13 protein-coding genes, 1 other RNA gene and 1 other annotated feature (1 of these 15 only partly in view) are annotated in these 13,608 nt (G+C 46.5%); of the genes, 12 read left to right on the forward strand and 2 right to left on the reverse strand.

All coding sequences use genetic code 11. The features are described from left to right. Positions 1-130 (forward strand) — a binding site (T-box leader); it begins 93 nt to the left of the window's first position. A 124-nt stretch (positions 131-254) separates the two neighbouring features. The 10 genes from hisS to ACH33_RS04450 all read left to right on the forward strand — a co-directional run bounded on the left by hisS (position 255) and on the right by ACH33_RS04450 (position 8,533). Next, positions 255-1,538 (forward strand): histidine--tRNA ligase, encoded by a 1,284-nt coding sequence (hisS, locus tag ACH33_RS04405; RefSeq protein WP_057897939.1) that lies wholly within the window; start codon positions 255-257, stop codon positions 1,536-1,538. 8 nt (positions 1,539-1,546) lie between these two features. Beyond that, entirely contained in the window at positions 1,547-3,334 is a 1,788-nt protein-coding gene (aspS, locus tag ACH33_RS04410) for an aspartate--tRNA ligase (RefSeq protein ID WP_057897940.1), read from the forward strand. 90 nt (positions 3,335-3,424) lie between these two features. After that, a non-coding RNA gene (ssrS, locus tag ACH33_RS04415) (6S RNA) lies at positions 3,425-3,608 on the forward strand. Positions 3,609-3,699: 91 nt separating this feature from the next. Continuing rightward, on the forward strand, positions 3,700-4,467 hold the full coding sequence (locus tag ACH33_RS04420; RefSeq protein WP_057897941.1) for a tRNA threonylcarbamoyladenosine dehydratase: 768 nt from the start codon (positions 3,700-3,702) through the stop codon (positions 4,465-4,467). Between the two features lie 116 nt (positions 4,468-4,583). Then, positions 4,584-5,915, forward strand: coding sequence for an AAA family ATPase (locus tag ACH33_RS04425; protein WP_057897942.1), 1,332 nt, complete (start codon positions 4,584-4,586; stop codon positions 5,913-5,915). Positions 5,916-5,933: 18 nt separating this feature from the next. Further along, positions 5,934-6,353, forward strand: coding sequence for a cysteine metabolism transcriptional regulator CymR (gene cymR, locus ACH33_RS04430; RefSeq protein ID WP_057897943.1), 420 nt, complete (start codon positions 5,934-5,936; stop codon positions 6,351-6,353). A 35-nt stretch (positions 6,354-6,388) separates the two neighbouring features. Beyond that, the gene (locus tag ACH33_RS04435; protein ID WP_057897944.1) at positions 6,389-7,522 is read left to right on the forward strand and encodes a cysteine desulfurase family protein; all 1,134 of its coding nucleotides are present in this window, start codon (positions 6,389-6,391) and stop codon (positions 7,520-7,522) included. A 71-nt stretch (positions 7,523-7,593) separates the two neighbouring features. After that, complete coding sequence (locus ACH33_RS04440) at positions 7,594-8,073, forward strand: PRC-barrel domain-containing protein (protein WP_057897945.1); 480 nt, start codon at positions 7,594-7,596, stop codon at positions 8,071-8,073. Positions 8,074-8,106: 33 nt separating this feature from the next. Further along, positions 8,107-8,310 carry a hypothetical protein gene (locus ACH33_RS04445; RefSeq protein ID WP_057897946.1) on the forward strand — a complete coding sequence of 68 codons (204 nt, stop codon included), beginning with the start codon at positions 8,107-8,109 and terminating at the stop codon, positions 8,308-8,310. A gap of 13 nt (positions 8,311-8,323) precedes the next feature. Continuing rightward, positions 8,324-8,533 (forward strand): hypothetical protein, encoded by a 210-nt coding sequence (locus ACH33_RS04450; RefSeq protein ID WP_057897947.1) that lies wholly within the window; start codon positions 8,324-8,326, stop codon positions 8,531-8,533. 96 nt (positions 8,534-8,629) lie between these two features. On the opposite strand, the gene ACH33_RS04455 is transcribed toward ACH33_RS04450, so the two are convergent. After that, a complete protein-coding gene (locus tag ACH33_RS04455) occupies positions 8,630-10,603 on the reverse strand; it encodes a methyl-accepting chemotaxis protein (RefSeq protein ID WP_057897948.1) in 1,974 nt (657 codons plus the stop codon). 265 nt (positions 10,604-10,868) lie between these two features. On the opposite strand from ACH33_RS04455, the gene ACH33_RS04460 reads away from it, so the two are divergent. Further along, entirely contained in the window at positions 10,869-11,318 is a 450-nt protein-coding gene (locus ACH33_RS04460) for a hypothetical protein (protein WP_057897949.1), read from the forward strand. Between the two features lie 159 nt (positions 11,319-11,477). Here the strand turns inward: ACH33_RS04460 and ACH33_RS04465 are convergent, their stop codons facing one another. Next, a complete protein-coding gene (locus tag ACH33_RS04465) occupies positions 11,478-12,104 on the reverse strand; it encodes a hypothetical protein (protein ID WP_057897950.1) in 627 nt (208 codons plus the stop codon). Positions 12,105-12,494: 390 nt separating this feature from the next. Here ACH33_RS04465 and ACH33_RS04470 point away from each other — a divergent pair, with 390 nt between their 5' ends. Further along, the gene (locus tag ACH33_RS04470; RefSeq protein WP_057897951.1) at positions 12,495-13,586 is read left to right on the forward strand and encodes an AI-2E family transporter; all 1,092 of its coding nucleotides are present in this window, start codon (positions 12,495-12,497) and stop codon (positions 13,584-13,586) included. Positions 13,587-13,608: the final 22 nt, after the last annotated feature.

Raw genomic sequence — 13,608 nt, forward strand, 5'->3', positions numbered from 1 at the left:
ACGACAACCCGGAAGACCTTGTGGAAACAAACACATGGCGTGTTCCCGCGTTACGGGATATAGAGCGGGATATTTATATATCCAAGCAGGGTGGTACCACGGGAATAAATAGCAATCTCTCGTCCCTGACAACTGTGTCAGTGGCGGGAGATTTTTTAATGTGGAAGGAGACAGGAGAAAAAAGGTCGGATGCAATCGTCGAACCGCTCATTCTTCTTCCATGTTTATACATTTTTAATTTTTAAGGAGGGCCAATGATGATCCAGGTTCCACGAGGAACAGCTGATGTTCTGCCTGGCGAGATCGAACTGTGGCAGTATATTGAAGATAAGGCGCGAGACATTTGTCGTCGTTACAATTATTCGGAAATTAGAACGCCGGTTTTTGAACATACTGAGCTGTTTCAGCGCGGTGTCGGCGAGACGACGGACATTGTGGAAAAGGAAATGTACACGTTTGAAGACCGAGGCGGCCGCAGTCTAACCTTGCGCCCGGAGGGGACCGCTTCGACGGTACGCGCTTACATTGAACACAAAATGTATGGCTCCCCGCAGCAACCAACAAAACTATATTACATAGGACCCATGTTCCGTTACGAGCGCCCGCAGGCGGGCCGGATGCGCCAGTTTACGCAGTTTGGTGTCGAAGCGATTGGCAGCAATGATCCAGCGATTGACGCGGAGGTCATTGCGCTGGCAATGCGATTGTACGAAGAACTCGGCCTGAAAAAACTGCACGTTGAACTCAACAGCTTGGGTGACGCGGAAAGCCGCAAAGCGCACCGTGAAGCGCTCATCAAACACTTTACGCCACACATCCATGAGTTTTGTTCCGATTGTCAGTCGCGCCTTACGCGTAATCCACTGCGTATTCTTGATTGCAAAAAAGATGCGGACAAAGAAGTAATGAAAACGGCGCCTACTATTCTTGATTATTTAAATGAAGCATCCAAGTCGTATTTCGAGAAAGTGAAAAAGCATCTGGATGATTTAGGAATCGCATATGTAGTCAATCCGAATCTGGTACGTGGTCTTGACTATTATACACACACTGCGTTTGAGATTATGGAACGCGGCATCGGCGCCGTCAGCACCATCTGCGGTGGCGGACGTTACAACGGCCTTGTGCAGGAAATCGGCGGCAACGATATGCCAGGAATCGGTTTTGCTATGAGTATTGAGCGGGTGCTGCTCGCGTTGAAAACCCAAGGCGTAGAACTTCCAATTGACCAAGGACTGGATTGCTTTGTCATTGGCCTTGGGGAAGCAGCGGAGGAGAAGGCGTTTCTGCTTTTGAACGAGATGCGCCGTCAAGGGCTTACTGCTGATAAGGATTACTTGGGTCGGAAGATGAAGGCTCAGATGAAAGCGGCAGATCGTTTGCAGGCGAAAGTTGTGGTTATCATAGGAGAGGATGAACTTTCGCGGGATATCGTCGTTCTCAAAAACATGGAGACAGGCGATCAGCAGGAAGTGGCTTTTGACAAAGTTATAGCAAAAGTCCAGGAAATTACTAAAAACGATAAGCAAGGAAGGTAGGAAGAGAAATGGAATTCCAACAACGAAACGTATTTTGCGGCACGCTCCGCAGAACAGATGTGGGCAAAGAGGTTGTCTTAAACGGATGGGTGCAGAAGCGCCGCGACTTGGGGGGGGTTATCTTTGTCGATTTGCGCGATCGTACGGGTATTGTGCAAATCGTATTTAATCCTGAGATTAATCCGGAAGCGCATGCGGTTGGTGATAAGCTGCGCAGTGAATATGTTGTCAGCGTAAAAGGAAAAGTCGTAGAGCGAGATCCGGAAACAGTGAATCCGAACTTGGAAACCGGGGAAATTGAAGTACAGGTAAATGAAATTGAAATCATTAACCAGGCAAAAACGCCACCGTTCTTTATTGAAGATAATATCGATGTAGATGAACAAATTCGCTTAAAGTATCGTTATTTGGATCTGCGTCGTCCGGAAATGTATAAAACGATGGAACTGCGCCATAAAGTGACGAAGTTGTTCCGCGATTATCTGGATAGCAAAGGTTTTCTTGAAATCGAAACGCCTATGCTTACCAAAAGTACGCCGGAGGGAGCGCGTGACTATCTGGTGCCTAGCCGCGTGAACCCGGGTGAATTTTTCGCGCTGCCGCAGTCGCCGCAGATTTTTAAGCAATTGCTGATGGTGGCCGGCTATGAACGCTATTTCCAAATTGTGCGTTGTTTCCGTGACGAAGACTTGCGTGCAGATCGCCAGCCGGAGTTTACACAGGTCGATATTGAGACATCGTTCCTTAACATGGAGGAGTTAATGTCCATGATGGAAGAAATGATGGCAAAAGTTTGCAAAGAAGTGCTCAATATCGACATTGAAACACCGTTCCAGCGCCTAACATACGCGGAAGCTATGGATCGTTACGGCTCAGACAAGCCTGATCTTCGCTTCGGTATGGAATTAGTAGATATCTCGGACATCGCAGAAAACTGTGGCTTCCAGGTGTTCAGCAGCACAATGAAAAAAGGCGGGCAAGTAAAAGGCATCAACGTAAAAGGGTGCGCGCACTACTCCCGCAAAGATGTGGATGAATTGATGAAATTTGCGGGCCGCTATGGTGCGAAAGGCCTGGCATGGATGGCGTTTAAAGATGATGAAATAAAAGGGCCGATCGCCAAATTTTTTACGGAAGAAGAAATTGCCGCTATCAAAGATCGCATGCAGGTAGAGAACAATGACCTGTTGTTATTTGTGGCGGACAAGCCGAAAGTCGTGGCCGATTCTCTCGGTGCGCTGCGTCTGAAATTCGGTAAAGAGCTCGGTCTCATTGATGAAAGCAAGTTTGCCTTTGCATGGGTTGTGGATTTCCCATTGCTTGAATGGGATGAAGAGGCAAAGCGGTATGTGGCGCTGCACCATCCGTTTACCCGCCCGCGTCCGGAAGATGTGGAATTGTTCGATACCGATCCTGGGAAAATTCGCGCTCAAGCGTACGACATGGTACTGAACGGTTTTGAGATCGGCGGCGGCAGCATGCGTATTTATAAGCGCGATGTGCAAGAGAAAATGTTTAAAGCGCTTGGCTTTAGCCAGGAAGAAGCACAGGAGAAATTCGGCTTCCTTCTGGATGCATTCGAGTATGGTACGCCTCCGCACGGCGGTATCGCGTTTGGCCTGGATCGTATCGTAATGATTTTGGCCGGTCGAAGCAGTCTGCGCGACACGATCGCATTCCCGAAAACGGCAAGTGCCCGTGATTTTATGACGGACGCACCGAGCACGGTCGATCCGAAGCAGTTGGAAGAGTTATCGATCCGCGTTTTTATGCCAAAGAAGTCAGATGATAAATAAGTAACTTGGTAATAATTAGTGAAAATTGGGCCGAATTTACCGCTTGAAATCGTTTTCAAAATTGTGTAAGATGAAGTCACAACAAAGTTAAGAACCCTGTGATGTGCGTGAGCGACCCGTTTGTTTTGTACCAACACTAATGAAAAGGGAAACTGGGGTTCCGCTGTGGCGCAGAAGCCGCCCTGAATTGAGCGGACCTGTAAAGCAGCGGACAGGTCTCCCACCTGCCAGAGCAGGTTCAAAACACAGGCATCACGGCATTCCTGGGGTTCTTACTTTTATTGTTAATGCTGCGGCCCGCAGAGGATTTCTCTCTGCGGGCTTTCTTTTACCATATAAGAAAACAAAATGAAAAGGAGATCGTTATGCTGCATCAATTTTCTCGCACAGAGCTTGCAGTCGGTCGCGAAGGAATCGAATTGTTTAGGGACAGCGCCGTCGCCGTGCTGGGTGTAGGGGGGGTCGGTTCCTTTACCGTCGAATCGCTCGCCCGTACTGGTATCGGCAAACTGGTTCTTATCGACAAGGACGATGTCGACATCACGAATTGTAACCGGCAAATTCCGGCGACGCTTGAGACGATCGGGCAGTCAAAAGTGGATATAATGAAAAAGCGGATTGCGAGCATTAATCCAGAATGTGAAGTTGTTACGTTAAAAATGTTCTACAACGAGGAAACGTATGAGCAATTGTTTAAACATAAGCTTGATTATGTAGCTGACGCGATGGATACCATCTCGGCCAAGTTGCACTTGATTCTTCAGTGTCGTGAGCGCGGCATTCCGCTTATCAGCAGCATGGGAGCAGCCAATAAGCTGGATCCTACGCGTTTTCAGGTAGCGGATTTGTTTGAAACTTCTTATGATCCGATAGCTAAAGTGCTACGCCGGGAGCTGCGCAAAAAAGGGATCAAGAAAGGTGTAAAAGTGGTATATTCTACTGAAACGCCGGTCGCGGCCCGTGAAGAGGTATTGAAAGAGGTTGTGCAGGATCCGAATTCCCCGATCCGCAAAGCGATCCGTCCACCGGCGAGCGTGGCGTTTGTACCATCTGTCGCCGGATTAATCATGACAAGTGTCATTATTCGTGACCTGCTGGAGAAAGCCGGTATCGAAGTGTTGCGGGAAGACTAAGATAGGAAAAAAAGCAAGGAAAGGGTGCTGGTTTTGTGGCGGCATCCTTTACTTATGCTTATTTTTTTTCTATAATTAGTAGGATTTAGGAATGAGGCGCAAGGAGGGGGCAACGAATGGACTTATTCTCCTACGCTCAAGAAGAAGAAAATGAGCGCGGACAAAGCAGACACCAGCCGCTGGCGGATCGCATGCGACCGCGCACGCTGGACGAGTTTGTTGGACAGAATCACATTCTTGGTGAAGGGAAGCTTCTGCGCCGTGCGATCGAAGCTGATCGCATATCTTCGCTTATTTTTCACGGGCCGCCAGGCACCGGAAAAACGACGCTCGCCCGCATCATTGCTCGGACGACGCAAACGCACTTCACCGATATGAATGCCGTCACCGCGGGTGTGGCGGATATCCGGCGGGTAGTGGAAGAAGCAAAGCAGCGCCGAGAGATGTACGGACAAGGGACAACGCTGTTTGTGGATGAAATCCACCGTTTCAATAAATCCCAGCAAGATGCGTTATTGCCGTATGTGGAAGATGGCACCATCCGGCTAATTGGCGCGACAACTGAGAATCCTTTTTTTGAAGTAAACGCCGCGCTGCTTTCCCGTTCCCAACTGTTTCAGTTGCGCGCGTTAACGGAGGAAGACATGAACCGGGTGATTGACCGGGCGCTTACCGATAAGGAACGGGGATATGGTAAACTTTCTGTACAATTAGATGAGGAAGCGCGTCATCATTTTATCCGGTATGCGGAAGGAGATGGCCGCCGCTTGCTGAATGCGCTGGAACTGGCTGTTGCGACAACACCGAGAGACAGTGAGGGAAATGTGCGCATTACGCTGGACATAGCGGTTGATTCTATCCAGCGGCGCGCGGTGCGGTATGATAAGACAGGAGACAACCATTATGATACGATTTCCGCATACATTAAATCCATTCGTGGTTCTGACCCGGATGCGGCGCTGTATTGGCTGGCGCGCATGATTGATGCCGGGGAAGATCCGCGATTTATCGCGCGTCGGCTGGTCATTGCTGCTTCTGAAGATGTAGGTAATGGCGATCCGCGGGCCTTGCAGGTGGCGATCGCAGCATTCCAAGCGCTGGAGCTTGTTGGCATGCCGGAAGGACGCATTCCGCTGGCGCAGGCGACTACATACCTCGCTTCGGCGCCTAAAAGCAACGCTGCGTACGAGGGAATCAATGCTGCGCTTCGTTACGTTCGGCAGCACGGGCATGGTGCTGTACCGCTGCATTTGCGGGACAAGCATTACAAAGGTGCCGAGAAACTCGGACATGGGGAGGGATATCTGTATCCGCATGATTATCCGAATTCATATGTGAAACAACAATACTTGCCCGAAGGGGTAAACGAGACATTTTACCGGCCGAAAGAAATTGGCTATGAACGCCATATGAAGGAGTATTTGCGTACCATAAGGAAAGAAAAATAGAAAGAAGGGTGGATTTATTTGAGAATATCAACAAAAGGAAGATATGGTTTGACTATTATGATGGAACTGGCGAACCGATATGGGGAAGGCCAGATGTCGTTGAAGGCGATCGCACAGAAACATGATTTATCAGAACATTATCTTGAGCAGCTTGTGGCTCCGCTCCGGAATGCTGGACTTGTAAAAAGCATCCGCGGCGCTTATGGTGGATATATTCTTGCTCATCCGCCGGAAGAGATTACGGCAGGCGATGTTATTCGCGTGCTGGAAGGCCCGATCAGTCCAGTTGAATTTGAAGAGGAAGAAGATCCAGCCAAGCGCAATTTATGGATTCGCATCCGTGACAGTATCAGTCAGGTGCTCGATACGACTACGTTGCAGGATTTGATCTCTTATAAAGACGAAAATCAGACGGATTCGTATATGTTTTATATTTAACACAGGTAAATTGATGAATGGTAAGGAGAGACACCATGCAAGAAATTTATTTGGATCATGCGGCGACCACTCCTGTTCATCCTGAAGTGCTGGAAGCAATGCTTCCGTATTATCGTGACATGCATGGCAATCCGTCTAGCATGCATAGATTCGGACAGCGTGTACGACATACCGTTGATGAAGCGCGTTCCATTATCGCACGTTGCGTGAATGCAGAACCGGGAGAAATTATTTTTACGAGCGGTGGTACTGAAGCCGATAATATGGCGCTTATTGGCGTGATGACGGCCAACCGGGATAAAGGCAAGCATTTGATTACGAGCCAGATTGAGCACCACGCCGTTTTGCATACATGCGAATATCTTGAGTCTCTCGGTTATGAGGTGACGTATTTGCCTGTCGATGAGACGGGACGCGTGGCTGTTGAAGATGTAGCGCAGGCGATCCGTCCGGACACGGTGATGATTAGCATTATGTTTGGCAACAATGAAGTTGGTACGTTGCAACACATCGGTAAAATCGGCAAGCTAGCCAAAGAGCGAGGCGTATATTTCCATACGGACGCGGTGCAGGCGTTTGGGATTGAAGAAGTGGATGTGAAACGCTTGCATGTGGATTTGCTGTCGATTTCTGCCCATAAAGTCAACGGGCCGAAAGGTGTTGGCTCCCTTTACGCAAGACGCGGAATTAAAATTGCTTCCTATATACACGGTGGCAATCAGGAAAAAAAGCGGCGTGCCGGAACGGAAAATGTAGCCGGTATTGTCGGATTTGCCCGCGCAGCTGAGCTCGCTATAAATACACGGGAAGAGAGGCGCGCGCATTATGAGAAGCTGCGTCGGATGATGATGGCCGTTTGGGATGAACAAAGTGTTGATTACGTAGTGAACGGACATCCCAAGTTTTATATGCCGCATATTTTGAATGTAAGTTTTCCTGGTACGAAGACGGAAGCGATGCTGATGAAGCTCGATATCGCGGGCGTTGCCGCTGCGAGCGGTTCAGCATGCATGTCCGGATCGCTGGAAATTTCTCATGTGCTGCGCGCTATGAACCTGCCGGAAGATCGGCTCATTTCTGCCATTCGTTTCAGCTTTGGTTACGGCAATACGGAAGAGCAAGTGCGGGAAGCTGCGGAACGAATTGCGCGAATTGTGAATAAGGGATGATTGGTATCCTTTTTGTAGCATAGTCTCACCTCTTTGCCCCATACTAAAGGATATGGAAGGAGATGATCGCTATGCAGCGGGCACGCGACATCATTGGACTTCCTGTTATTGAACTGAAGCGGGGCAAAGAGGTGGGCTATGTCCATGATCTTCTGTTCAATGAACGGATGGAGCTGGCCGGGCTTTTGCTTGTGGAGAAAAACTTTCTTAGGAAGGGAAAGTATGTGCCAGCGGAAGCGATTTGTGCGATAGGTGCCGATTGCGTAACGATAACTGAGAGGGCGATGGTACTCTTTTCTTCTCTTCCTTCTAACTGGATATGTGTTCAGACCGGAAAGGCTCACATGCAGAATCGAATGTTTATCACGGACACTGGCGAGCAGTTGGGGTTTGTGGAAGATGTTTATTTTTCTGCGGAAACGGGGAGAATAGTAGGGTACGAATTGTCTAACGGAATTTTGTCGGATATTATGGACGGTCGTAAAATGATTCGGAGCGCGCCGAATATAAAAATGGGCGAGGATACGGTAATTGTCTCCCCTGGGGAGTAAGGCGGCCCTTCCGCGTACAGGAGGAAAAAAGGAATGATAAATTGCCCTAACTGTCAGTCAAAAGATATCGGTAAAATCGGTACCAATCAGTACTATTGCTGGAACTGCTACATTGAATTTACGACTTCAGGGAATAAAGTATCGTCCGTTTTCCAGGTGGAAGAAGACGGAACTTTGCATTCGCTGAATGATTTGTTTTTTGAAGATTGCCCACCGCCGTTTGAGACTAATATGTAAGGAGATGAGTGCGGTGAACCGTTCACTTTGGATGGGAGCTGCGATACTGGTCGCAATGAGCCTTGTCGGAATCATGCGGCGGGCGAGACGAAGCCGTGCGGAGCGTATTTTCCGTTTCGGAAATCGTATGCTGCGCAATTTTAGATTCGCCGGGATGTTAAACATTTCGCCACGCTTTATGACAGGCGCCGGCATGCGGATGCTGCGAAAGGCGTTTCGATAAAAACGAAAACGAGGAGCAACACGTGTTGTCTTTTTCCCTGCTTGGGACATAGACTTTTCGCGTGCATGCTTCCTCGTTTTTTATTGCTTCGGTTTCTTATACATTGAATTTAAGGGCTTCTTGATGGGCTCGTGCGGCCAGTTCAGACAATGATTCGATATTTAAGGACATATCTTCAGCTGTTTGACTTTGCTCTTGGATGGAAGCGGAGATTTCACGTAATCCGCCCGAGGTTTCCCGGCTCACTGCCGCAACAAACCGGATTCGCTCGTGCAAATTTTCTACCATTTTATGAACTTCTTCTTGTTTTTGTTTAATTTTTTCCATCTCTTTTTTTGTTTGGTTCGTTTTCTCCACAATGTTGAATAGAGCCCTTTCCCCTTGATTAATGATGGAGATTTGGCGCTGTACTTGCTCCACATTCATTTCCATTGAGCGGATAGTAACCGCTGTTTCGCTTTGGATATGTTTCACCAAATTCACAATTTCCTGTGCCGCTTTTGCCGCTTCTTCTGCCAGCTTCCGCACTTCTCCTGCGACGACCGCAAATCCTTTTCCATGTTGACCGGCCCGCGCGGCTTCGATAGTGGCATTTAGTGCCAATAGATTGGTCTGCTCGGCAATGGAGGAAATCATATGCACGACATTTCCGATCTCTTCCGAGCGTTGCCCTAATTTTTGAATGGTTTCTGTGGTGGAGATAACGGCTTGGGCTACCGTATCAAGGTGCTGGATCGCTTCATTAACAGACGCCATTCCCTCATTTGCGGCTCGGCGTGTCTCCTCGGCCACTTGCAGCGCCTGAGACGCGGCGGTCGTGGTATCCTTGACTTTTTCATGGGCATGGTTCATCTCTACATGAACATGGTCAACCGCTTCTGCCTGTTCATTAATATTTTTCGCGATTTGCTGTATCGTATGGGCAATTTGCGAGGCGGAGGCGCCGGTCTCTTCAGCGGTGGCGGCCAATTGTTCGGAGGTGGAAGATACTTCTTCTGCCGAGCGCTGCATGGTAGCTACCAGATTGCGTAAGTCACCGGTCATTTGATTAAAACCACGCGCCAGATGCCCTAGCTCGTCTTCGCGTACAATATGCGCCTGTGTTGTCAAATCGCCGCTTGCGGCTATTTTAAAGCATTCCTGAACATGCTGAATGGGTTTTACGAGCGTACGTTTCATAATGAATGATAGAATAAGCAGCAAAACAAGAAGGGAAATCAGGGAAATCATTAAAATGATGTAACGGGTCTGCGCAATGGCCGCGTACGCTTCTTGACTTTCCATTGTAATAGCCACAATCCACCCGGTTTGTTCGATGGGCCGAAATGATACGAGGTTGGATTTTCCTTCAAACGTGTATTCCAGTTGCCCCTTTTTCATCTTTAGCATGGCTTGACCGAAGTTTTGTTTGTTTATCCGGAGTTTGGCCACGTGTTTTTTCAGTGGATGCGCCAATATGAGACCATTTTTATCAACCAAATAAGCGTATCCCGTTTTCCCCATTTTTATTCGCGCAATATGCGAACCGATAGCGTCCAGCCGTATGGCAGCCACGAGGAAGCTGCGTCCATTGTTAACCGGCTCTGTCAAATAAAGCAAAGGACTTCCATCCTCTCCATAGCGCACATTGCTAATGATGCGTTTTCCCGCTTTTTGCGCTGTTTGTAATACATCAAGTTCGGGAAACGTTTGGCCAATCATGTATCCGTTTGAGCCGGCAATGATGTTTCCTTCCGGCATCGTAATATACAACGCTTCGTATTCAGGTTGATTTCTAGTAATGGAAGTCAGAAAACGGCCCGCTTCATCCGCTCGGTCTGACCGGGTGTCAACCGCTTTAATTATGGGAAATTGGGCCAATTGAAACAGCGATTGTTGCCTGTCAGTCAAATCCTTGCCGACAAGGATGGCAGCTTCGCTTGAAGCTTGGTCCATCCCTTGCAAAGTAGCGGAGCGCAGCGATTGGGTGACGCTTCGTTCCACGAAAAAGTACAGGGTAGCGAAAGCGATGACCGTTACTACTGTCAATAAAATCATTAATCTTGTCTGGAGAGTTATATGTTTTTTCATGATTCTTCCGCCTTAATATGCTAGAATTATTCTTCTTTATTGAGGTCTTAAGAACTAATTTAATGTTTATGATAGCAGGGTAATTTTGGGTATATATTAATACAATATAAAAATTTGGTTAAATTGAATGGGAAATGGTTCTTCACCATAAGTTACGCTTGAGGAAAGAATAAGGCAAAATAATTTCTCAGTCATTTTTTCAAAAATGTAGTTGATATAGGATGAAGGCGAAGCTATGTGGTAAAATAAGGATGGAGGTGCATCTATGGGGAAATTTATTAATGGCTGGTTGATGATTACTCTTTGCTATTTTACGGTCTTTTTAGTGGCTACAACTTTATATGGACTAATTACTGGGCTTCCTATTGATCGCTATCGAATCTATTCAGGTACTTATCTTGGAATTTTGTTAATTATTGTACCCTATTTTTTAACTGGTATATATGCTCGGATGTTTTTTTCTCATCCTGTAAAAAGCGCGTTTTGGCTAAGTGTTGTACCAGTAGTATGTGAGAAGGTACTCATCTATTTTATTGGAGCTGTTTTGCTTGCAGCTGGAGGAGATGGGGATACCAGTGGAGTAACAGTAATGAACTTTATTGAAGCTGAAGCAGCTCCATATTTCACCCCTGTTTATGTTATTTTAGGATTTTTAAGTATTCCCTTTAGTATGTGGATTGCCAGCCGAAAAAAGGTCTCTGTTCAATCAATGTGATTTAAGAACATGTCGTTGTTTTTTTGGACTTGCTTACGCCAACTCAACTACCCCCACTTAACGGATCACACCGTTTGAAATGGGGGCTTGTATCTTTTCAGTCATGTAGTCGTGGTAAATCATTCCGACTCGGCTGCTTGACAAATATCGATGAAACAGCTAATCCAATAATGAAATTTTGACGATTAATAACCACTTGGCAGTTTTCAAAGCTTGCTCGGGGGAACTTGTTGATATGCTATTTTCATCCGTTGCTTGAATTCCCCAAACAGCAACATCTGCATTATCAGCGATAGCTAAGTCTTGTTTTAGATTCACTATGCCATGTATATGGTGCTGTGCATTCTTATTAAGATGAAAAGTAGAGCTTGAGTATCCTCCCTCATGAATAAGAGCAGAAGTGACAGTATATTGAGGTTTCGTCTTTTCAATGGTTTCTTCTTGAAATGAAAAAGCGAGCTCTCCGTTAAATTCCCCTTGTTTACTAAAAATGTCAGTCTCTTCTCCACCTATCGTTTGAGTTTTTTTTCCGTTTTCCCAAAGCTCAATGGTAGATTTTAGTTTTCGCTTGTTACCTTTGTATTTTATTTTTACTGCGCCGGATAGAGGACCAAGGAAAGCTTGAAATTTTGCTGCATCTCCTTCAAATAAATCCGTTGGTGATATATAAAGAAAGTTATTCTTGATAGTGGAAGTATGTTCCGAATTAGGAGTAGGACTCGGAGGCTTCGAACATGCTGAAAGCAGTAAGATGATGAGAAGAATAACAAAGATAAATTTTTTCATTGGTAAACTTCCTTTTTCTTTTCATTTTTTCTTAATACAGATAAGTTTCTCCGTATTGCTTAAGTAGTTTACTGTATTCTTTTGAACTTTCCTGTACCCAGCATAGCGACTCCCCTTTATTTCCATATCACTTTTTATGCATCAGTGCCTGTCTTATAGTAAAAAGAGGTTGGATAGGCACTGCCTAAAGCTTTGGAAGAAAGGAGTGACGGCCTATCTTTCATTGCTTCTTTACACATGGGTGGTTTATATATTGTCAGTTGTTTCTACTTGTATGTTCGCGCCCTTCTAAAAAAATCCTGCTACATCGTGGAAAATAGTTCCATGAATTTCTTTCCCTTTTTGGCGCATACTAGAAACGCCAAAAAGGTTATGCATGGGCGGAAGTGAATGAACATGGAACGGATTACGCGAACCAACTGGTTGTATTTTCTGCTAATCATTTCTCTTGCTTTGCTTATTCTTTTTTTGCTGGGTAAAGTGGGCGTATTTTTTATCGGAGCATTTGAGATTGCAAAAAAAGTGTTAACGCCGTTTTTTTTCGCGTTGATTATCGCTTATTTGCTGAATCCTATCGTTACGTTTTTGATGCGCCGTCATTTTCCTCGCAGCCTGGCCATTCTCCTGATTTACACTTTATTTTTTCTGTTTCTTCTATTCCTTATTGTCAATGCCGGGCCGATCCTTATTCGCGAATACAAAGAATTATCGGCTAAATTTCCCGAACTTGTCGGAACGTACAGGGATTGGATTGGTTATATGCGCATCCGGCAGGCGCAGACGCCATTTTCTTTGCACGGAGGGTTAACCGCGGGTATCCAACAGATTGAGATTGCGATGACCAACTATGTAAATGGATTATTTACTGGCGTAGACAGTTGGTTGGAAAAAATCTTGTTTGTTTTGCTTGTACCGTTTATCGTTTTTTATATGCTAAAAGACATGAAGCCAATGCAAAAAGGTATGTTGCTGCTTGTGCCCAAACGGCATCGACCGACCGTACGCAGGATGCTGCATGATATTGATACAGCGCTCGGGCAATATATTCGCGGTCAGCTTATCGTGTGCGTAGCAGTAGGGGCGCTGGCGTATGCCGGGTATTTTTTCGTCGGTTTACCGTACGCGATTGTGTTTGCTTCATTTGTTGCCATTACAAACATTATTCCATACATTGGTCCGGTATTCGGCGCGGCGCCCGCTGTTTTGTTTGCACTGACGATTTCCTGGAAAATGGCGCTCTATGCGCTTATTGTTAACGCGGTCATTCAAGTGCTGGAAGGCAACATTGTGTCTCCGATGATTGTTGGGAGATCGCTTCATATGCATCCGCTGTTGATTATTTTGTCGGTAATGATCGGTGGAGAAATCGCCGGCATCGCTGGATTAATTCTTGCGGTGCCGATCGTGGCAAGCTTGAAAGTGGTCATTCAGCATATCATTATCCATACAATACGCAGATCGGAATGTCCAGAAGAGGGTTAATTGACAGGAAAGATGGTAAATC

This window comes from Aneurinibacillus sp. XH2, assembly GCF_001439585.2.
Taxonomy (GTDB): domain Bacteria; phylum Bacillota; class Bacilli; order Aneurinibacillales; family Aneurinibacillaceae; genus Aneurinibacillus; species Aneurinibacillus thermoaerophilus.

Excerpts from the sequence above, each read along its gene's own strand:
- hisS (WP_057897939.1), top strand. The coding sequence starts at position 255 with ATGATGATCCAGGTTCCACGAGGAACAGCTGATGTTCTGCCTGGCGAG.
- aspS (WP_057897940.1), top strand. The coding sequence starts at position 1,547 with ATGGAATTCCAACAACGAAACGTATTTTGCGGCACGCTCCGCAGAACA.
- ACH33_RS04420 (WP_057897941.1), top strand. The coding sequence starts at position 3,700 with ATGCTGCATCAATTTTCTCGCACAGAGCTTGCAGTCGGTCGCGAAGGA.
- ACH33_RS04425 (WP_057897942.1), top strand. The coding sequence starts at position 4,584 with ATGGACTTATTCTCCTACGCTCAAGAAGAAGAAAATGAGCGCGGACAA.
- ACH33_RS04435 (WP_057897944.1), top strand. The coding sequence starts at position 6,389 with ATGCAAGAAATTTATTTGGATCATGCGGCGACCACTCCTGTTCATCCT.
- ACH33_RS04440 (WP_057897945.1), top strand. The coding sequence starts at position 7,594 with ATGCAGCGGGCACGCGACATCATTGGACTTCCTGTTATTGAACTGAAG.
- ACH33_RS04445 (WP_057897946.1), top strand. The coding sequence starts at position 8,107 with ATGATAAATTGCCCTAACTGTCAGTCAAAAGATATCGGTAAAATCGGT.
- ACH33_RS04455 (WP_057897948.1), bottom strand. The coding sequence starts at position 10,603 with ATGAAAAAACATATAACTCTCCAGACAAGATTAATGATTTTATTGACA.
- ACH33_RS04460 (WP_057897949.1), top strand. The coding sequence starts at position 10,869 with ATGGGGAAATTTATTAATGGCTGGTTGATGATTACTCTTTGCTATTTT.
- ACH33_RS04465 (WP_057897950.1), bottom strand. The coding sequence starts at position 12,104 with ATGAAAAAATTTATCTTTGTTATTCTTCTCATCATCTTACTGCTTTCA.
- ACH33_RS04470 (WP_057897951.1), top strand. The coding sequence starts at position 12,495 with ATGAACATGGAACGGATTACGCGAACCAACTGGTTGTATTTTCTGCTA.